The following is a 20,215-nucleotide window of genomic DNA, read 5'->3' as shown; positions in this document are numbered from 1 at the left end:
CTACGCCCGACTGAGGATGGACCCGAGATCGGCGGAGGGGGAGAGGGTGCCGTACTCGTGCGTGCGGTCGGGGCCGAGGCGGGCGTCGACGAATGCCTCGGCGACGGCGGCAGGCGAGAACCGGGTCAGCAGCGACGCCTGGAGTGCGAGGGCCATCGATTCGACGACGGTGCGGGCGCGCAACTGGGCGCGGGCAGGGTCCTCGGTGGCGAGTTCGCCGAGCTGGCGACGGACCCGGTCGAGGTGCTCGTCGAGCACCGCGTTGCTGCCGCGGGCCAGGTTCACCTCGGCGTCGAACGCGGCGACGCTGTCGGGTTCGCGGGTCATCGCGCGCAGGACGTCGAGGGCGATGACGTTGCCCGACCCCTCCCACACGGCCATGACGGGCTGCTCCCGGTAGCGGCGGGCGAGCGGGAAGTCCTCGGTATACCCGTTGCCACCCAGGCATTCCAGTGCCTCGTACGCGTGGTGCGGGCCGCGCTTGCAGATCCAGTACTTCGCGACCGCGGTCGCGAGCCGGCGGAAGCTGCGTTCCTGTTCGCTCGCGTCCTCGTCGTGTGCCCGGGCGAGGCGCAGCGCGGTGACGGTGGCCGCCTCCGACTCCAGTGCAAGGTCGGCCAGCACCGATGTCATCGCGGGCTGATCGGCCAGGACCTTCCCGAACGCGGAACGGTGACGGGCGTGCCACACCGCCTCGGCGACGGACTGCCGCATTCCGGCGGTGCTGCCGAGCACGCAGTCGAGGCGGGTGCGCGCGACCATCTCGATGATGGTGCGGACGCCACGCCCCGGTTCGCCGACCATGACGCCGACTGTGCCGTCGAGTTCGATCTCGGATGACGCGTTGGACTTGTTGCCCAGCTTGTTCTTCAGCCGCTGGATGCGGAAGACGTTGCGGGTGCCGTCCGGGAGGATGCGGGGCAGCAGGAAGCACGAGAGACCGTCGCCGCCCGCCCCTTCCGCTTGCGCGAGGACGAGGAACGCGTCGGACATCGGCGCGGAGCAGAACCACTTGTGCCCGGTCAGCAGGTAGTCGGCGCCGGGACCGCCGCGTCCGGCGGGTGACGCGACGGTGGTGTTGGCCCGGACGTCGGAGCCGCCCTGCTTCTCCGTCATGGACATGCCGAAGAGCGCGGACGCCTTGCCGGGTGCGTCGAGTTCGGGGGTGTAGCTGCGGGACAGCGCGCGCGGCTTCCAGATCGCGGCGACGTCGGGTTGCAGGTCGAGGGAGGGGATGACGGCGTTGGTCATCGAGATCGGGCAGGAGTGTCCGGGTTCGATCTGCGCGAACATCATGAATGCCGCTGCGCGAGCGACGTTCGCGCCAGGCTTCGGGTCGGCCCACGCCGACGTGTGCGCCCCGTGCGCGACGGCCGCGGAGATGATCCGGTGGTACGCGGGGTGGTATTCGACCTCGTCGATCCGATTGCCCCAGCGGTCGAACGTCTTCAGTTCGGGGATGACCGTGTTGGCGAGTTCCGCGTCGTGCTGGAACGTGGCGCTGCCGACGAGTGCACCGATGTCGGTGAGTTCGCCGGTGGCCCAGTCTGCGTCGTGGCGGCGCACGCCCTCGGACAGCACCGTGTCGAGGGTGAACTCGTTGACGTCGGCGCGGGGCGCCGACTGGTTGAGCACGGTGTGCGTCCGGTTGGGTGCGGGATGGGTGACGTTCGTGTCGGAAAATATAGTCATGGCAGTGTCTTTCGTGAGTCAGCTCGCGGAGCGGATCAGGTGCTTCTGGATCTTGCCGGTGGGGGTGCGGGGCAGCACGGTGGCGAAGACGTATTCGCGCGGAATCTTGTAGCGCGCCAGCTTGTCCGACAGGTAGGCGCGGATGTCGTCGGCACCCACGACGTCCGGTTCGCGCCACACGACGTGCGCGACGACGGTCTCACCCCACTCGGGGTGCGGCCGCCCCACCACCGCGACGTCCACGACGTCGGGATGGCCGGAGATGGCGTCCTCGACTTCCTTGGAATAGACGTTCTCGCCGCCGGTGATGATCATGTCTTTCGCCCGGTCGACGATGAAGAGGTAGCCGTCGTCGTCCTTGCGTGCGAGATCGCCTGTGCGGTACCAGCCGCCGTCGCCGAATACGGCGGCGGTGGCGCCGGGGTCGTCGAGGTAGCCCTGCATGACGGTCTCGGTGCGCAGCCAAATCTCGCCGATCTCCCCGGCGGGCACGCCGACGCCGTCGGGGCCGGCCAGGCGCATGTCGACGCCGGCGAGCGCCGCCCGGCCGATCGAGCCGGCCTTCGCGAGCTGTTCCTCCGGGTAGAGGACGGCCCCCACGGGACCGGTCTCCGTCATCCCGTACACCTGGTAGAAGCGGGTGGTCCGGTACGACTCGACGAGTCGGCGCGCCACATCGGCGCCGATCGGGCCGCCGTGGTCGCCACGAGCACGACGTTGCGGTGGCTGTGCACGCAGCCCTTGGGCGCGCCGGTGGTGCCGGACGTGTAGAGGATTTCGGCGGGGTCGTTCTCGTCCGGCTCGATGCCGTCGATGCCGTCCAGGTCCGCGATCGCGTCGTCGAAGAAGGTGTGGCCCGCCACGGTGGTGTCGGTGGACAGCAGCTGCACCGGCGTCTCGAGTCGCTCGATGACGGGTGCGAGGTCGCCGTCGAAGACGCACACCTTCACCTGCGCGTGCCGCAGGATGTAGTCGACCTCGGGTACCTGCATCTTGTGGTTGACCGGCACCACCACCGCGCCGATGCGCCAGGCGCCGAGCATCGCGTAGACGAATCCGGGGGTGTTGAAACACATCAGAGCGACGCGGTCGCCGTGCTCGACCCCCAGTGTCCGCAGCAGGGCGGCGGCGGGGCGGCTGCCGTCCTGCACGGAACCATACGTATGGTCGCGACCCTGGAAATGGAGAAACGCCTCGTCGGGCGCCTTCCGGGCGTTGCTGTCGAATACGCGAACGATGTTCATCGCGCTCCTTGGAGGAGAGAAGGTCAGTCGATGGAGGTGTTGCGGACGGTCTCGGGGATCTGCAGGTTCGCGAAGATGACGGCGACGGCCTCCTCGAGCGAGTAGCCGAAGCTCTCACCGGTGGCGGTCTTCTGGATCACCAGTCCGAAAATCGCCGACCAGAACGCCTTCGATTCGACGTCGATGCCGGCGCGCAGTTTCCAGCCGGTGCGCATCAGTGTGCGGATGAGCGCGTCCTCGCCCGAGGAGTGCAGGGTGCGGAGGGTGTCGGTGATGAGGTCGCGCAGTTCGCCGCGGCGTCCGGTCATCAGCATCGCCGAGGTGAAGAGTTCGACGCTGGGCGCGCCGGGCCCGAGCAGGGAGCCGACGAGCTTCTCCGTGTAGTCGCCGACGGTCTCCGCGGTGGCCGCGTCGTCCTCGGCCCGTTTGCCGGCACGCAGCACCGCAGCGCACGCGACCTCGACGAAGAGCCGCTCCTTGGAACCGTAGTAGTAGGTGACCTGGTTGGGGTGGGCCCCGGCGGCGGCGCAGATCTGCGTGATCGGGACGCCCTCGCCGTGCTCGAGAAACAGTTCGGTGGCGGCGGTGAACAGGGCGTCGCGGGTCTGGCGACCGGACTCCCGGGTGGCTCGCGCTGCTCGGCCCGTCTGCGGCACCATGACTGCCTCCTACTTGTTTGTCATACAAACAATAACTCGACTTTGTTTGTATGACAAACAAGGAGAGTGACGGCCGTCGCCCCCGACGTCCTCCGACCCCGGAAATACCGACCGCCAGGGTTACGCTGCTCACCATGTTTTCTTCCGTCGGAGCGAAGATCCGTGTGGTGGTGGCGCTACTGCTCACCGCCCTGCTGGCGCTGACCCTGTCGTCGTGTTCGAGTGACGGGGAAACGTCCGGGGCGGCACCACAGGATCTGTGTTCGCCACCCGGCGTGGGCGCGGCCACCGCCGCCCCGACCAACCTCGCCGCCGCAGGCGCCGCGGCCGAGGACCGCTACACCACGCCGTCGACCACCCCGATCGACCAGATCGACGCGTCGAAGCTGAACCTCATCACCCCCGGTGTGCTCACCGTCGGCACGCTGTCCGACGCACCGCCGAGCATCTGCGTGAACTCGGAGAACCAGTTCACCGGCTACGACAACGAACTGCTGAAGGCCGTCGCCGACAAGCTCGGCCTGCGCGTCGACTTCGTTGGCACCGAGTTCGCCGGACTGCTCGCCCAGGTGGCCGGGCGCCGCTTCGACGTCGGATCCTCCTCCATCACGACGACGGACGAGCGCCGCAACACCGTCGGCTTCACCAACGGCTATGACTTCGGCTACTTCTCCCTCGTCGTTCCCAACGGCGGCCCGATCCAGGGCTTCGACGACCTGACCGCGACCACTCGGATCGGTGTCGTCCAGGGCACCGTCCAGGACGACTACGTCGTGAACACGCTGAAGCTGAACCCGGTGAAGTTCCCCGACTACGCCACCGCCTACGCAAACCTGAAGTCCGGGCAGATCGACGCCTGGGTGGCGCCGTCCCAGCAGGCCGAGGGCGCCATCGCGCCGGGCGATCCCACGTCGATCGTCGAGAACACCTTCAGCGTCAACAACTTCGTGGGCTGGGCCGTCAACAAGGAGAACCAGCCGCTCATCGACGCCCTCAACTCCGGGCTCGACGCCGTCATCGCCGACGGCACCTGGGCGCAGCTGTACTCCGACTGGGTGCCCCGCGAACTGCCCGAGGGCTGGAAGCCCGGCAGCAAGGCGGCGCCGGTGCCCGACCTGCCCGACTTCGCCGCGCTCGCCGCCCAGAACTCGCAGAACACGACCGAAACCCCGGTCGCGGAGCCCAAGTCGACACTCCAGCAGCTGAAGGACACGTTCTTCAACTGGGACCTCTACACGCGGGCGTTCCCCGATCTGCTCAAGACCGGTCTGCCGAACACGTTGATCCTCGCGCTGGCGTCGGGCATCGTCGGCACCGTCCTCGGCATGCTGCTCGCGATGGCAGGCATCTCCCGCACCCGCTGGCTCCGCTGGCCCGCCCGCATCTATACAGACGTGTTCCGCGGGCTGCCCGCCGTCGTCATCATCCTCATCGTCGGACTCGGCGCCGGACCCATCGTCAAGGGACTCACCGGCAACAACCCCTACTGGCTCGGTGCCGCCGCGCTGTCACTGCTCGCGTCCGCCTACATCGGTGAGATCTTCCGGTCCGGCATCCAGAGCGTCGAACCCGGACAGCTCGAGGCGTCCCGGGCGCTCGGCTTCAGCTACCGGAAGTCGATGACGCTCGTCGTCGTCCCGCAGGGTGTGCGACGGGTGCTGCCCGCGCTGATGAACCAGTTCATCTCCCTCATCAAGGACTCGTCGCTGATCTACTTCCTCGGCCTGCTCGTCAGCCAGCGGGAACTGTTCGCCGTCGGCCGCGACCTCAACGCGCAGACCGGCAACCTGTCGCCGCTCGTCGCCGCCGGCCTGTTCTACCTGGCGATGACGATTCCGCTGACCCACCTCGTCAACTACATCGACAACCGTCTGCGCACCGGCCGCGCCGACACGTCCGGCACGCTCGACCCGGTGGAACAGTCCATCGTCGTGGAAAGGGGATAAGGCGATGGCCGTCTCTCTCACTGGCACCGACCTGCATCTCGCATTCGGCACCAACAAGGTGCTCCGCGGCGTCGACCTCCACGTCGACGCCGGCGACACCGTCACCGTGATCGGACCGTCCGGCTCCGGAAAGTCCACCCTGCTGCGGGTCCTCAACCGACTCCACGAACCCGACCAGGGCGACGTCCTGCTCGACGGCAAGTCGGTGCTGAAGGACAACCCGGACAAGCTGCGGCAGCGCATCGGCATGGTGTTCCAGCACTTCAACCTGTTCCCGCACAAGACCGTCGTCGACAACATCGCCCTCGGACCCCGCAAGCTCAAGGGGATGTCCAAGGACGAGGCGCGGTCGCTGGCGCTCGAGCAGCTCGAACTCGTCGGGCTCGCCAACAAAGCCGACTCCCGGCCCGGCAACCTGTCGGGCGGACAGCAGCAGCGCGTCGCGATCGCCCGCGCCCTCGCGATGAAGCCCGAGGTCATGTTCTTCGACGAGGCCACCTCGGCACTCGACCCCGAACTGGTGAAGGGCGTCCTCGCGCTGATGGCCGACCTCGCCAAGGGCGGCATGACGATGGTCGTCGTCACCCACGAGATGGGATTCGCCCGCGAGGTCTCCGACACGGTGCTGTTCATGGATCACGGCGCCGTCGTCGAGACCGGGAAGCCGGACCAGCTGTTCGACAAGCCCGAAACCGAACGGCTGCAGCAGTTCCTGTCCCAGGTGCTGTAGGCCGCTCCGCGGCCTGTGCGCCTTTTTGGTAGCTGGAACAACCAGAAAGGCGCACGGGCGCGAAGCGCCTACCGCGTCATCGCCCTGATCCGCCTGGCCGCGACGGAGATCAGCGCCAGCGTGGGTTCGGTGGCGACCTCCGACTCGATCTCGGTCAGCAGCGCACGCGCGCGGGAGAGCCGGGCGGCGTTGTGCTGTTCCCACTGGTCGACCTTGTCGGCCGCGTCCTCGCCGGGTTCGCTCACGGACAGCGCGTCGAGGGTGATGGCGCGCAGTGAGCTGTAGAGGTCGTCGCGCAGGGCCAGGCGGGCGAGGGCGTGCCAGCGGTCCAGCCGGGGGAGAGCCGTGACTGCGGTCAGTGCGGTGTTGATGTGCAGGTGCGCCGACAGCGCGAAGTACAGTTCGGCGACGTCCTCGGGGCGGTGCTGCGAGATCTCCGCGATGTCCACGATGTCGAGGAGGCAGTACGTGTGCAGGAGGTCCGCCACGTCCGCGGCCAGCCCGGTCTCCGCCCCACGCGATGTGAGGGCCTCGGTGCGCCGCTCCACCGCGCTGATCTCGTCGCCCCGTAACCATTCCCGCACGCGCGGCCCGAGGTCGCGGACGACCGGCTGGTAGCGGGCGATGGTGGCCTCGAGCGGCAACGGTTGCGGCCGGTGCGTGGTCAGCCACCGCGACGCGCGGTCGATCAGTCGCTGGGTCTGCACCGTCAGTGCGTTCGTCCCGGCCGTCGGAGTGGTGTCGGCCGTTGCCCTGATCCGCTCGAAAGTCGCTCCGAGGTCGAAGATCTCGGCGACCGCGGTGAAGGCGTTCACCGCCTCCGCGGAGTCGGCGCCCGTCTCCTCCCGCAGCCGGAAGGCGTACGTCATCCCCGCCCGGTCGACCATGTCGTTGACGACCGACGTCGTGACGATCTCCCGGCGCAGCGGATGCGCGGCGACCGTGTGCGCGAACTCCCGGCCGAGGCGCGGCGGGAAGTAGTTGTGAAGCCGGCCGGCGTAGACCCCGTTGTCGGGGAGGGTCGTGCCCGACACCTCGCTCTTGATGAAACGCTTGACCTGCGCGGTGAGCTGCGCCAGCTCCGGGCTGGTCAGTCCCTTCTGCTCACGTTCGAGTACACCGAACTGCGCGGACGTCGGGAGCACGTCGATCGCGCGGTCCACGTGTCCGCGCCGTTCCAGGTCGTCGACCATGCGGGAGTGGAAGCTGACGAGGGTGCCGGCCTGCGCCCGGTTCAGGCTCATCATCTCGTTCTGGCTGCGATTGTCGGCGAGGACGAGCCTGCTGACGTCGTCGGTCATGTCGGACAGCAGCGCTCGCCGGTCCTGCGCGGTGAGGGTGTTGTCGGCGGTCGCGCCCGCCAGGGCGATCTTGATGTTGACCTCGTGGTCCGAGCAGTCGACGCCGGCGGAGTTGTCGAGCGCGTCGGTGTTGACGCGACCACCGTTGCGCGCGTATTCGATCCGCCCGAGCTGGGTCAGCCCGAGGTTGCCGCCCTCGCCGACCACCCGGACCCGCAGTTCGGGCGCGTCGAGCCGGACCGCGTCGTTCGACTTGTCGCCGACGTCCGCGTGGCTCTCCGTCGTCGCCTTGACGTACGTGCCGACGCCGCCGTTCCACAGCAGGTCGGCGGGCGCACCGAGGACGGCACGCACGAGTTCGACGGTGGTGAGGGCCCGATCGTCGTCGATTCCGAGAACGCGCCGGGCCTGCGGTGTCAGCCGAACCGACTTCGCCGACCGTTCGACGATCATCGCGCCGTCACTGAGGACCGCCTTGTCGTAGTCCTTCCAACTCGACCTGCCGAGCCCGAAGAGCCGTGCCCGCTCGTCCCACGACCGCTGCGGGTCGGGATCGGGGTCGATGAAGACGTGCCGATGGTCGAATGCCGCGAGCAGGCGGATGTGGGGGCTGAGCAGCATCCCGTTTCCGAAGACGTCGCCGCTCATGTCGCCGACGCCGACGACGGTGAAGTCGTCGGTGCGGGTGTCGACGCCCATCTCGCGGAAGTGCTGCATGACGCTTTCCCACGCGCCGCGGGCCGTGATGCCCATCGCCTTGTGGTCGTAGCCGACGGATCCGCCGGACGCGAATCCGTCGCCGAGCCAGTACCCGCGCTCGAGTGCGATCGCGTTGGCGACATCCGAGAATGCCGCTGTCCCTTTGTCTGCGGCGACCACGAGGTACGTGTCGTCGCCGTCGCGGCGGACGATGCCCTCCGGCGCGATCACCTTCCGGGTCGTGATGTCGAGGTTGTCCGTCATGTCGAGGAGGCTCGAGATGAACTCGCGGTAGCAGGAGATGCCCGCCGACGCCGTCGCCTCCCGGTCGGCGGCGGCGTCACCGGTCGGCACGGGCGGGTTCTTGACGACGAAGCCGCCCTTTGCTCCCGCGGGGACGATGACGGCGTTCTTGACCGCCTGCGCCTTGACGAGTCCGAGGATCTCGGTGCGGAAGTCGTCGCGGCGATCCGACCACCGGATGCCGCCGCGGGCGACGTCGTCGAATCGCAGGTGCACGCCCTCCACCCGGGGCGAATACACGTAGGCCTCGTATTTCGGCCGGGGCAGCGGCAATTCGTCGATCGACGAGGAATCGAATTTGAACGCGAGAGCGCGCGCTGGCCGACGGTCACCGGCGTAGTAGGTGGTCCGGGTGGTGGCGCGGACCAGGGACAGCAGTGCCCGCAGGATCCGGTCGGCGTCGATTCCGGCGACGGCGTCGATCGCGTCGACGATGCGGCCCTCGAGCGCGTCTTCCGCTGCGGCGTCGCGTTCGATCCCCGGGTCGAGGCGGAGCGCGTGGAACTCCACGAGGAGTTGCGTGATTGCACTGTTGCTCAGCAGGACTCGTTCGACGTTGCTGCGGCTGTACGGAAGCCCGGCCTGACGCAGGTAGGCGGCGTACGCGCGGAGGACGGTCACCTGACGCCAGCCCAGCCCGGCGTGCAGGACGAGCGCGTTGAACCCGTCGACCTCGGTCTCACCCGTCCACGCCGCCCGGAACGCGTCGGCGATCCGGCTGTCCCGGGTCACCCCGTGACCGTCCGTCACCGCGACCAGATCGACGGTGAGGTCGTAGATCCAGGCCCGATGCCCGTCCGGGCGGGTCAGCGCGGCCGGCCGTTCGTCGAGCGCGTTGACACCGAGGCTGGACAAGATCGGCAGAACCTCGTTGAGCGGCGCGGGTTTCCCGACCGCGTAGATCTTGAGGTTCTCGTACGGCGCGGACGCCTCGGTGGTGGTGAACGTCAGCGCCACACTGTCGACGTCGAGGCGCTCCACCTCGGCGACGTCGCGGACCGCCTGTGCCGGATCGGTTTCGGTGGCGTAGCTGATCGGCAGCGCGGACGCGTAGTGGCGCGCGACGCCGGTGTCGAGACGATGCGGTTCCGTGAGCAGCGTGCTGCGCCACAGCTCGTGGGACCAGGGGGTGTCGAGTTCCGTGCCGATGCTGTTCATGACGATGGGGTGATCTCCTGTAGTGGGATCGGAGCGAAGCCGATCACGCAGTGGTGAAGCGAATCAGTTGTCCGGGTCGAGCCTGGGCGATCCGGTCGATGTCCTCGTCCGCGACGACGCCGATGACGGGATAACCGCCCGAGATGGGATGGTCCGCGAGGAAGACGACGGGCTGCCCGCTCGGCGGAACCTGGATGGAGCCGAGCGCGACACCTTCGGTCGGGAGTTCGGCCTCGGACGTCCGCACCAGTGCAGGCGCGTCGCCGTGCCGGTTCAGGCGCGCCCCGATGCGGTCGGTGTCCGGGGAGACGGCCCACACCCCCGTGGTCAACGCTTCGGGGTTGGTGAACCAGTCGTCGCGGGGGCCGCCGACGACCCGCACCGACAGCGTTCCCGCCGCCATCGGGGGGACGGGCGCGACCTCGACGTTCGGGAAACTCGTCGCCGCGGTGCCGACGAGCAGAACGTCGTTGGGTTTCAACGCTTCCGGGCCGATTCCGGAGAGGGTGTCGGTGCTGCGGGAGCCGAGCACGTCCGGCACCGCGACGCCGCCTCGGACGCCGACGTAGCTGCGCAGGCCGACCTGCGCGTACTGCAGGCGCAGCGTCTGTCCCGGCTGCATCACGATGACGCTGGCATGCCCCATCGGGATTCCGTCGAGCAGCGCCGTAGCGGGTGCGCCGGTGACGGCGACGATGGTCACCTGCGGCGCGCGGAGGGCGAGGCCGCCCATCAGCACCTCGATGCACGCGCTGTTCTCGTCGTTCCCGACCAGCCGATTGGCCAGCTTCGCGGATCCGCGGTCGGCGGCGCCGGACACACCCACACCCGAACTCAGGTAGCCGGGGCGGCCGAGGTCCTGGATCAGGCTGAGCGGACCCGTTTCGAGTACTTCGAGTTCACTCACAGTGTTTCCTCGTCGACGAATCGGACGCGGCGCCCCGGCTGCAGCAGCGCCGGAGGGTTCGCGTCGAGGTTCCACATCGGGGAGTCCGTGGTTCCGATGATCTGCCATCCGCCGGGTGAGGACCGGGGATACACCGCGCCGTAGCCACCGGCGAGGGCCACGGACCCGGCGGGCACCACGGTCCGGGACTGGGCCCGCCGTGGCACGGTGAGCCGGTCGTCGCCGCAACTCAGGTAGGCGAAACCCGGTGCGAATCCGATGAATACACAACGCCAGGTGGCCGCCGTGTGCGCCGCGATCACGTCCTCGCGACTCATCCGCAGATGGTCGGCGACGTCGGCGAGATCGGCGCCGTCGTAGCGGACCGGGATGGTGACCGGCTCGGATTCGGTTGCGCGGCTGTCCTCGTGCACCTCGAGGTCGACGGTCATCGTCCGCAGCGCGCGGCGCACCTCGTCGAGGTCGGTGCGCGGAGTCGTGGTCACGAGCACCGTCCGCGCCGCAGGAAGCACGTCCTCCACCCCCGGGACCGGGGTGCGGCGGAGGCGTTCGGTCAGCGACACCACGAAGGGTTCCGACTCCAGTTCGACGAGGAGGCCCCGGTTGCCCGCCGGAAGGATCCGGGTGCCTGCGCTCGGGGTGGTCATGCGAAGGACCCGAGCGTGACGTCGGCGCTCTCCAGGGCGTGCCGAACCTGGCGGGCCGTGCGCACGGACCCCGGCGAATCGCCGTGGACGCAGATGCTGTGCACCGACACCGCGACGTCGGCGCCGTCGATCGACTCCACCGTTCCGCTCGACACCATGCGCACGGCCTGGGCGGCGGCGACGTCGGGATCGTCGATGACGGCGCCGGTCACCGAGCGCGGGGTCAACGTGCCCGCGGCGGTGTAGCGGCGATCGGCGAAACCCTCGGCGACGAACGCGATGCCATGGGTTTGCGCCGCACGCTGCAACTGCGAGCCGGGTGGACCCATCAGCGCGAGCGGTTCGGTGAACCGGCCGATGGCCGACGCGATCGCCTCGGCCCGCCCGTAGTCGAGCGCGGCGGAATTGTAGAGCGCACCATGCGGTTTGACGTACGACACGCGGGACCCGGCGGCACGCGCGAACCCGGCGAGCGCGCCGATCTGGTACAGCGTCTCGTCGCGCAGATCCGCCGGTGACACCGCGAGTTCACGACGGCCAAATCCGGCCAGATCCCGGAAACCCACGTGCGCACCGATCGCGACGTTGCGCTCGGCCGCACCCTCGCAGGCCCGGCGGATGATCATCGGATCCCCCGCGTGAAAACCGCACGCGATGTTCGCGCTCGTGACGATGTCGAGGAGGGCCTCGTCGTCCGCCAGGGTCCACTGCCCGAAGCCCTCACCGAGGTCGCAGTTCAGATCAACGCGCATCGGGAACCTCCAGCACGTACTCGCTGTCCGGGATGTCGGTGATCAGCATGTACCCGGGCGCGTGGGTGATCGCGAACGGCAACCGGGACGCCATCACCGCCGCCTGCGGGGTGACCCCGCAGGCCCAGAACACCGGAACGTCGCCGGGCTCGAAGTTCACCGGATCGCCGAAGTCGGGGGCCGCGACATCGGCGATGCCGAGTTCCGCGGGATCGCCGATGTGCACGGGTCCACCGTGGACGGCAGGCATCCGCGCCGAGATCGCCGCGGCGAGCGCGACCTGATGTTCGGGAACGGGCCGCATCGACACCACCATCGGTCCGCTCATCCGGCCCGCGGGCCGGCATTCACGGTTGGTCACGAACATCGGGACGTTGCTGCCCTGCTCGACGTGCCGCAGCGGGACCCCGGCGGCGGCCACCGGGTGCTCGAACGTGAAGCTGCACCCGATGTGGAACGCCACGAGGTCGTCCCGCCACAGCCCCGACACGTCCGCGGTCTCGTCGGCCAGTTCGCCGTCCTTCCACACGCGGTACAGCGGCAGGTCCGTGGTGATGTCGGCGCCGGGGGCGAGCATCGTCGTGCGGGAGCCGACGTCGCCGACGTCGAGGACGGGGCACGGCTTGGGGTTCCGCTGCGTGAACAGCAGGACGTCGTAGGCCCAGTCCTCCGGTACGGCGATGAGATTCGTCTGGGCGAATCCGGGCGCCAGACCGGCGGTCGGGGTGACACGTCCCGAACGGAACGCGGAGCGGAGGTCGGCCGGTGAGTCAGTCAAGTTGGATCCCGCGGGTCTCGGGGAGGAAGAACAGGGCGAAGACGGCGATGGCGTATCCGAGCGCACCGAAGATCATCGCGCCGCCGATACCCAGCTGGGTGGCCGCCAGGAAACCGACGACCGCCGGGAACACGGCGCCGACCGCGCGGCCGAAGTTGTACGTGAAGCCCTGGCCCGTGCCGCGGGACTGCGTCGGGTACAGCTCGGACAGGAACGATCCGAATCCACTGAAGATCGCCGACGTGCAGAAGCCGAGGGGGAAGCCCAGGATGAGGATCAACATGTTCGCGCCCTCGGGCACCTGGGTGTAGCCCACCATGAAGACGGCCGACAGTGCCGCGAACAGCTGCATGGTCCGCTTGCGTCCCAGCTTGTCGGTGAGGATGCCGCCGCTGACGTAGCCGAGGAACGCACCCGAGATCAGGATGGCGAGGTAGCCGCCGGTGCCGACGACGTCGAGTCCGCGCGAGGTCTTCAGGAATGTGGGCAGCCAGGACGCCAGCGTGTAGTAGCCGCCCTGCACGCCGGTGGCGAGCAGCGACGCGAGGACGGTGGTCTTGAGCAGTCCGCCGCGGAAGATCGCGGCGAACGAGCCGGTCTCCTTGCCCGCGGACTCACGACGTTTCGTGACGACCTCGGGATCCTTCAGATTCCGGCGAACCCAGATGATGAGGAACGCGGGCAGGACACCGGTGAAGAACAGCACTCGCCACGCGACGTCGGGATCGAACAGCTGGAAGACGACCGTGTAGACGATCACCGCCAGCGCCCAGCCCACTGCCCACGCGCTCTGGACGAACGCTACGGCCCGGCCCCGGTACTCGGCCCGGGCGTATTCGGCCACGAGAATCGCACCCGCCGCCCACTCGCCGCCGAAGCCGAGGCCCTGGAAGGCGCGGAAGACGAGCAGCGTCTCGAAGTTCTGCGCGAAGCCGCACAGCACCGTGAAGATCGTGTACGTCGCGACCGTGACCTGCAGGGTGCGGACCCGGCCGATCTTGTCGACGAGGATGCCGGCGAGGGCACCGCCGAGCGCAGACACGACCAGCGTCACCGTCGTCAGCAGACCAGCCTGTCCGGTGGTGAGGCCGAAGTAGGCGGCGATGGCCGCGAGGCCGAGCGGGAGGACCTGGAAGTCGTAGGAGTCGAGTCCGTACCCGCCGAACGCGCCGATGAAGGCTCTCTTTCCCTTCGGCCCGAGGGTGCGGAACCAGTCGAAGGGGCGCGCCTGCGCGACCTCGGTCTGTGTATCTGTGGTCATGGCACCTCGCCTGAAGAAGGGATGTAACTGCCGGAAGAAACGGTGTAACTCCCATCACGGTACAAATCGTTCAACGATCCTGCAATACCCTGAGAGGATCGTTTAACATGGAATTCATCGCGGAACCGAGCTCACAACTATGATTGCGGTCGAGATCGAAACCTGAGGAGTGGACTTGACCAGCTCGAATGCCCTTCGCGGCGATGCGCATTCCCGCCTGGCCGCTCACCGCGGCCTGCTCGAACGCACCAGCAGGACCACCCGGGTGGCCGGCATTCTGCGGGACGCAATCATCGACGGAACGTTCCGACCAGGGGCGCGTCTCTCCGAACCCGACATCTGCGCCGCCCTCGACGTCTCCCGCAACACGGTGCGCGAGGCCTTCCAGATCCTGATCGAAGACCGACTGGTCGCGCACGAACTCAACCGCGGCGTCTTCGTCCGCGTGCCCACGGCCGAGGACATCACCGAGCTGTACATCTGCCGGCGCGTCGTCGAATGTGCGGGCGTCAACGGATTCGACCCCGCCACCGGCGACCTGTCGCGCGTGGCCGAGGCCCTGGACCTGGCCGACGAGCGGTACGCCGTCGAGGACTGGACCGGAGTCGGCACCGCCGACATCCACTTCCACAGCGCCCTCGCGAGCCTCAACAACAGCAATCGCATCGACGAACTCATGCGCAGCGTGTGGAACGAGGCGCGGCTCGTCTTCCACGTCATGGACGACGCCCACCGATTCCACGGCCCGTACCTCACCCGCAATCACGAGATCTACGACGCGCTGGTCGCGGGCAACACCGAAGCCGCAGGTCAGCTACTCAAGACCTACCTCGAAGACGCCGAGGCGCAGATCCTCGAGGCGTACTGAGGCGCTTCGCGCTCGCTCACCGGTCGACCATCACACCGAGAGCTGCGGTGCGGCTGTGAGGACACGCTTGACCAACGATGCTGCGGCGGTGACCTGTGCCTGATCGATGCCGGTTTCCACATCATGACGGTGAAAATGCGCGACCAGCTCCTCGGTCGCGAGGTTGCCGTGTGCGCCCGGTGCAAAGGGGCACCCGCCGTATCCGCCGACCGCGCTGTCGAAGTGTGCGATCCCCAGATGGCGTGCTGCTTGCAGGGCGGTGGTGAGTGCTTGGCCGTCGGCGTTGTGCAGGTGCAGTCCGATGGTGAGGTCGGGCAGTGCTTCGCGCACGGCGCCCACCGCGGTGAGCACGTGCTCGGTGGTGGCGGTGCCCAGGGTGTCGGCCAGCCCCAGGGCGCGTATCCCCATGGCTGCGAACTGTTCGGCGACCTCTACCAGACGTGTGGGTGAGACGGTTCCCTCGAACGGGCAGACGAATGCGGTGGATATCCCGCCGAGGAACCGCTGCTCCGGGTAGCCGGCCACCGCCTGGGACAGGTCCTCGAGGGCCTGTGCAGCGGACTTGCCGGCGTTCGCTCGGCTGTGTGCGGAACTGGCCGACGCCGCGATGTGCACGACGTCGACTCCGGCGGCCACTGCACGGTGAACCCCGGTGGGGTTCAGCGCCAACGCGCTGACCTGCGTGGTGGCGCGGTAGGGCTGCAACCGGGCGATGAGCGCGTCGGCGTCGGCCATCTGAGGAACGCGGGTGGGCGAGACGAAGGACACGGCTTCGATCTGCCGGACTCCGGCTGCCACCAGCGCGTCGGCGATGGTGAGTTTGTCGTCGGTGGCGACGAGGACGTTCTCGTCCTGTAGACCGTCGCGCAGGACGACGTCGGTGATGGTGACGGGCATGCGAGAACCTTCTTGGGGTGGCCGGGGATCAGAGCGAGGTGGGAACGACGATCAGGGCCCAGGCCACCAGCGGGGCGAGGAGCACGACCAGGCCGCAGTAGGCCAGGACGCTGCGCTGGAACCGTTGACGGTCTTCGACGTCGGCCTCGGCCACCACGATGGATCCGTTCGTGGCGAAGGGGCTGACGTCGACGACGGTGGAGGCGAAGGCCAGCGCGATGATGAAACCCAGCGCGCCGAGTTCCCCGGCGGCGAGCATGGGTGCGGCCAGCGGCAGCGCGATGCCCAGGGTGCCGATCGAGGAGCCGACCGCGGAGATGATCGCGGCGGCGTACAGCAGGATCAGCGCGGCGGCGAGAGGGGAGCCGAGGTGGGTGGCGGCGTCGCCGAGGAAGTCGAGGGTGCCGTTTTGTTTGAGCACCGTCATGTAGGTGAGCATGCCGCACACCAGCACGACGGCCGGCCACGCCACCTTGTCTTCGATCCGGGGCATCTTCTTCGGGGCCATCAGCAGCAGAACCGTGCTGATGCAGATCGAGCTGACTCCGACGTCGACGTTGAAGGCCACCGAACCTACTGCCAGGAGCAGGATTCCGATGAGCGTCGCGACCCGTTCCCGGTTGAACGGGGTCCGGCCGATGACATCGACGTCAGGCAGGACGGCGGTCGCGGAGGCGGTGCCAGATCCCGGGCTGGGATGGGGGCGGGTCGGTGCGCCTGAGCTGGCGCCGGCGCCGGTGATTTCGTCACGGTCTTCGGGCAGCTCGTGGAGCAGGTCGCGGCCGTAGATGGCGAACAGTACGGCGAGGAACAGGGTGTTCAGTGCGAAGGGAACGATGAACAGCAGCAGCGGGTTCGCCTCGTACCCGGCGGATTTGATCAATCCGTTGACGAAGGCACCGTAGATCGTGATGGGCGAGAACGCGCAGCCCAGAGCACCGTGGTTGATGGCCATGCCCATCAGCAGGGGGTTGATCTTCTTTTTCCCGGCCAGCCGCATCGCGATGGGGGCGAGCATGCCTGCCGCCATCGGTGATCCCAGGGCCATCAGCGCGCCGGAGAGCAGGAACATCATCCACACCAGCGCCCAGCGCCGTCCGTGGACCAGGCGTAGGGCCGATTCGACGATGATGTTGATGGTGCCGTTGGCCTTGGCGATTGCGAACAGCAAGGTGATCCCGGCGACGATCAGGAAGATGTCACCGGGAAATGCGTCGACGATGTCGTCGATCGGGATCCCCGACACCCATCCGCCGACTAGGAAGGCGCCGGCGAAGGCGAGGATGCCCATGTTGATCGGCACCTTGGTGGCGATGGTGAAGATCAGTACGAGGGCGAGGATGGAGATGGCGTAGACCATGGGACCGTGTTCTTTCCGTGCGGGGCAAACGGGAAGGGTGCGGCTGCACCAGGGAGCAGAGGGGCGGCGGATGCCCGCGGGTCAGATGACGCCTGCTGTGCGCAGTGCGTTCAGGCGGTCGGGCGTCAGGCCCAGCATCCGGCCCAGTACGGGCTCGGTGTCGGCACCGAGATCAGGCCCCAACCACCCGACTTTCGTTGCCTGGCCATCGAACTGAGGTACCACGCCGGGAAAGCGCACCTCCTCGGGTGAGCCGTCTTCGACATCGACCTTGAACGGCTGGATCATCCCGCGGGCCAGATAGTGCTCGTCGGAGACGATGCGGGCGGCGTCGTAGACGTCGCTGGCCGGGACACCGGCGTCGGACAGTTCGGTGACGACGTCTCTCGTGGATCGGGTCGTCGTCCATGCCACGATCGCCTCGTCGAGATCGTCTTCCCGCAGATATCGTTTGGTGCCGTCGACCAGGTCGGGATCACTCGCCAGGTCCGGGCGGCCGACGGCGTTCATCAGCCTCGCGAAGACCCCGCTGGCGTTCCCGGCGATCAGAACCGAGCCGTCGGCACACGGGTAGGAGCCGCTGGGCACCACACCGGGAAGATTGCCGGCGGTGCGCTCGCGCACCATGGCATAGGCGTCGTAGTCAGCGGTCAGCGACTCCATCGCCATGAAGACCGATTCGTACAGTGCGACATCGGCGACCTGGGGCCTCGGGTGGTCGCCGCCGCGGGCTTTGGCCAGAAGCATCATCAACGCGCTGACCGCGCCGTAGAGACCGGCGAGGGTGTCGCCCAGCGGTGCTGCCGGACGCACCGGCTCACGGTCGGGATAGCCGGTCACATAACGCAATCCGCCGAACGCCTCGGCGACCCCACCGAAGCCGGCGCGCTGCGCATAGGGGCCGTTCTGGCCGTAACCGGAGATCCGGACCAGGACGATGTCCGGGTTCGCTGCCTGTAACTGTTCGGGCCCGATGTTCCAGCGTTCGAGCGTGCCAGGGCGAAAGTTCTCGATCACGACATCGACCTGGGCGGCCAGGTCCAGCACCAGCTGCTGCCCCTCGGCGCTCTTCAAATCGAGCGTCACCGATCGTTTGTTTCGGGCGATGGTGCGATACATCATCGAGGTGGTGCCCCTGCTGCGACGCCAACCGCGCAGCTCGTCCCCACCGTCGGGACGCTCGATCTTGATGACTTCGGCGCCGAAATCAGCCAGCAGCCGGGTCGCGAAGGGCGCTGCGATGAAGTTACCGAGCTCCAGGACAGTGATGCCGTCGAGCGGACCTGTGGTGGCGTTGTTCATGACGCTCCGATTCCTGTCGGCGATGCGATCAATCTTCGTGGTGGCCCATTATTTGGGTCATTATGGCCCGAATAATGGGGCAACCATAGTGCTCCGGATCACAGAGCGCAACGAGGCATGGCGGCCGGCCCACGTCGAGATGACACGAATAGACGCACCCGCCGGGGTCAGGAGTCGAGAAGTGACTTTTCGATGCGATGAGCGGCGTCGACGGCCGAGGGACCGAGACGGGGTCCGGGATCGTCACCGAGCCGGTGCAACGGGCCCGACACGCACACCGACGCGACGATCTCGCCGTGCACTCGTACCGGTGCACTGACCGAGCCGAGGCCGGGAACCCGCTCGGAGAGCGTCTGCCACCAGCCGCGGCGTCGCGCGACGGGGTCGTTGTCGAAATCGCCGGCCAGCACGTGACCGCTCGACCCTTCCGCCAGCGGAAATGTGGTGCCGACGGGCATGGTGGCCCGCAGTTCGTTCGACGATTCGACACTGGCGGCGCACAAGCGCAGGTCACCGCGCCGGACCCACAACTGCGAGGACTCACCGGTGCCCTCGCTCAGCTCCCGAAGCACCGGCATGGCGATATCGGTCATCCCCGCTGCAGTGAAGCGATACCCGAGCCAGTATCGACCCTCGGCATCTCGACGCAGGTAGCCATAGTGGGCGAGCTCGGCCACGAGACGTTGGGTGGTCGACTTCGACAAGCCGACAGTGCGCGCAAGCTCGCTCGTGATCATCGGTCGTAACTCGACGGCGTCGATGATGGCGAACGCGCGCGACAAGACACCGACCGTCTTGCGCTGCTCGTCCGCCATGGCCCGATTCTCCCCACGAAACCACGCCCGGGAACTGCATGGTGTTGCCGCCTGTGTCACACGATCCTAGCTTCGAGCACCAGCGACACGACGGATCACCGGTCTGGTCACCCCTCCCACTCGGCGGCGGTGCCGATGCTGCACTCGCCCGATCACCGCCCGCCTCTACACGTCACCCACGCACGGGCGCGAAACGCCCGTAGAAGCCCTCGATGTGCTCCCGCACCAGGCCAGCGGCCTCGGCGCCGTGTCCGCCGCGGAGGGCGGCGACGATGCCGCGGTGCTCGCAGCGGAGGTGGGTCGCGACCGCAGGCCAGTCGTCGAGGAGCGGAACGGCCTGTATGACGTAGCCGTGAATGGAGTCGCGGAGCGAGACCATCATCGCCTCGACGAGGACGTTGCCCGCGAGTCCGGCCATCGCGACATGCAGGTCGGCGTCGAGCCGGTGGAACGCCTCGGGTGAGAGGTCCTCGTCGTCCATCGCGTCGAGCAGTGTGTCGATGGTCGAGAAGTCGAGGTCGGGGGCCTGTCCGGCGGCTTCCTGCACCGCCCACGACTCGAGCAGTGTGCGCGTCTGGACGACGTCGTGGATGGGCAGCGTGCGCGTCGCCATGTGCAGTCGGATGGCCGCGCCGATGGACGCGGCCGGGTCGGCGGCCACGATCGCGCCTGCGTCCGGTCCGGACCCGACGGCCGTGCGGACGATGCCCATGGCCTCGAGCACGCGTATGGCCTCGCGGACGGACGAGCGTCCGACCCCCAGTTCCTCCGCGAGTGCGCGCTCGGCGGGCAGACGACCGCCGACGGTGAGTTTGCCTGCCGCCAGATCCTGCTCGATGCGATGCAGGACGACCTCGTGTGTGCGCACGACGGAAGTTTACCTGGTGTGGTCTGAC

The 20,215-nt window shown here is 68.1% G+C and carries 16 protein-coding genes and 1 pseudogene; 3 read left to right on the top strand and 14 right to left on the bottom strand.

All coding sequences use genetic code 11. From position 1 onward, the window contains the following. The 3 genes and pseudogenes from AC1D1G_RS18140 to AC1D1G_RS18130 form a co-directional block, all read right to left on the bottom strand. On the bottom strand, positions 1-1,692 hold the full coding sequence (locus AC1D1G_RS18140) for an acyl-CoA dehydrogenase family protein (protein ID WP_477953088.1): 1,692 nt from the start codon (positions 1,690-1,692) through the stop codon (positions 1-3). An 18-nt stretch (positions 1,693-1,710) separates the two neighbouring features. Then, positions 1,711-2,936, bottom strand: a pseudogene (locus tag AC1D1G_RS18135) (AMP-binding protein). Between the two features lie 23 nt (positions 2,937-2,959). Further along, on the bottom strand, positions 2,960-3,595 hold the full coding sequence (locus tag AC1D1G_RS18130) for a TetR/AcrR family transcriptional regulator C-terminal domain-containing protein (protein ID WP_477953087.1): 636 nt from the start codon (positions 3,593-3,595) through the stop codon (positions 2,960-2,962). A gap of 134 nt (positions 3,596-3,729) precedes the next feature. Between AC1D1G_RS18130 and AC1D1G_RS18125 the strand changes: the two genes are divergently transcribed. Continuing rightward, positions 3,730-5,541: an ABC transporter substrate-binding protein/permease gene (locus AC1D1G_RS18125; protein ID WP_477953086.1), complete on the top strand. Its 1,812-nt coding sequence runs from the start codon at positions 3,730-3,732 to the stop codon at positions 5,539-5,541. A gap of 4 nt (positions 5,542-5,545) precedes the next feature. After that, entirely contained in the window at positions 5,546-6,271 is a 726-nt protein-coding gene (locus AC1D1G_RS18120) for an amino acid ABC transporter ATP-binding protein (protein ID WP_005249317.1), read from the top strand. Between the two features lie 68 nt (positions 6,272-6,339). On the opposite strand, the gene AC1D1G_RS18115 is transcribed toward AC1D1G_RS18120, so the two are convergent. The 6 genes from AC1D1G_RS18115 to AC1D1G_RS18090 are packed head-to-tail and all read right to left on the bottom strand — an operon-like array spanning position 6,340 to position 14,077. Continuing rightward, positions 6,340-9,732 carry an NAD-glutamate dehydrogenase domain-containing protein gene (locus AC1D1G_RS18115; protein WP_477953085.1) on the bottom strand — a complete coding sequence of 1,131 codons (3,393 nt, stop codon included), beginning with the start codon at positions 9,730-9,732 and terminating at the stop codon, positions 6,340-6,342. Between the two features lie 43 nt (positions 9,733-9,775). Next, entirely contained in the window at positions 9,776-10,639 is an 864-nt protein-coding gene (locus tag AC1D1G_RS18110; protein WP_477953084.1) for a 5-oxoprolinase subunit C family protein, read from the bottom strand. Then, positions 10,636-11,286, bottom strand: a complete 651-nt coding sequence (locus AC1D1G_RS18105; protein ID WP_283352229.1) for a 5-oxoprolinase subunit B family protein — start codon at positions 11,284-11,286, stop codon at positions 10,636-10,638. The genes AC1D1G_RS18110 and AC1D1G_RS18105 overlap by 4 nt, the downstream gene beginning before the upstream one ends. Further along, positions 11,283-12,038, bottom strand: a complete 756-nt coding sequence (locus AC1D1G_RS18100; protein WP_477953082.1) for a LamB/YcsF family protein — start codon at positions 12,036-12,038, stop codon at positions 11,283-11,285. Before AC1D1G_RS18100 ends, AC1D1G_RS18105 begins: the two co-directional genes overlap by 4 nt. Next, the gene (locus AC1D1G_RS18095; RefSeq protein ID WP_477953081.1) at positions 12,028-12,816 is read right to left on the bottom strand and encodes a putative hydro-lyase; all 789 of its coding nucleotides are present in this window, start codon (positions 12,814-12,816) and stop codon (positions 12,028-12,030) included. The genes AC1D1G_RS18100 and AC1D1G_RS18095 overlap by 11 nt, the downstream gene beginning before the upstream one ends. Further along, positions 12,809-14,077, bottom strand: coding sequence for an MFS transporter (locus AC1D1G_RS18090; RefSeq protein WP_005571253.1), 1,269 nt, complete (start codon positions 14,075-14,077; stop codon positions 12,809-12,811). Before AC1D1G_RS18090 ends, AC1D1G_RS18095 begins: the two co-directional genes overlap by 8 nt. A gap of 169 nt (positions 14,078-14,246) precedes the next feature. On the opposite strand from AC1D1G_RS18090, the gene AC1D1G_RS18085 reads away from it, so the two are divergent. Further along, positions 14,247-14,945 carry a GntR family transcriptional regulator gene (locus AC1D1G_RS18085; RefSeq protein ID WP_144288899.1) on the top strand — a complete coding sequence of 233 codons (699 nt, stop codon included), beginning with the start codon at positions 14,247-14,249 and terminating at the stop codon, positions 14,943-14,945. A 30-nt stretch (positions 14,946-14,975) separates the two neighbouring features. Here the strand turns inward: AC1D1G_RS18085 and AC1D1G_RS18080 are convergent, their stop codons facing one another. The 5 genes from AC1D1G_RS18080 to AC1D1G_RS18060 all read right to left on the bottom strand — a co-directional run bounded on the left by AC1D1G_RS18080 (position 14,976) and on the right by AC1D1G_RS18060 (position 20,187). Then, positions 14,976-15,842 carry a hydroxymethylglutaryl-CoA lyase gene (locus AC1D1G_RS18080; RefSeq protein WP_477953079.1) on the bottom strand — a complete coding sequence of 289 codons (867 nt, stop codon included), beginning with the start codon at positions 15,840-15,842 and terminating at the stop codon, positions 14,976-14,978. 28 nt (positions 15,843-15,870) lie between these two features. Next, complete coding sequence (locus AC1D1G_RS18075) at positions 15,871-17,202, bottom strand: SLC13 family permease (RefSeq protein ID WP_477953077.1); 1,332 nt, start codon at positions 17,200-17,202, stop codon at positions 15,871-15,873. A gap of 81 nt (positions 17,203-17,283) precedes the next feature. Further along, a complete protein-coding gene (locus AC1D1G_RS18070; RefSeq protein WP_477953075.1) occupies positions 17,284-18,504 on the bottom strand; it encodes a CaiB/BaiF CoA transferase family protein in 1,221 nt (406 codons plus the stop codon). A gap of 167 nt (positions 18,505-18,671) precedes the next feature. After that, the gene (locus tag AC1D1G_RS18065; RefSeq protein WP_054247469.1) at positions 18,672-19,319 is read right to left on the bottom strand and encodes an IclR family transcriptional regulator; all 648 of its coding nucleotides are present in this window, start codon (positions 19,317-19,319) and stop codon (positions 18,672-18,674) included. Positions 19,320-19,491: 172 nt separating this feature from the next. Continuing rightward, positions 19,492-20,187, bottom strand: coding sequence for a FadR/GntR family transcriptional regulator (locus AC1D1G_RS18060; RefSeq protein ID WP_283352233.1), 696 nt, complete (start codon positions 20,185-20,187; stop codon positions 19,492-19,494). Between the last annotated feature and the right edge of the window lie 28 nt (positions 20,188-20,215).

The organism is Rhodococcus sp. P3_B8, assembly GCF_056402775.1.
This window is presented reverse-complemented; position numbering and strand designations above follow the sequence as displayed.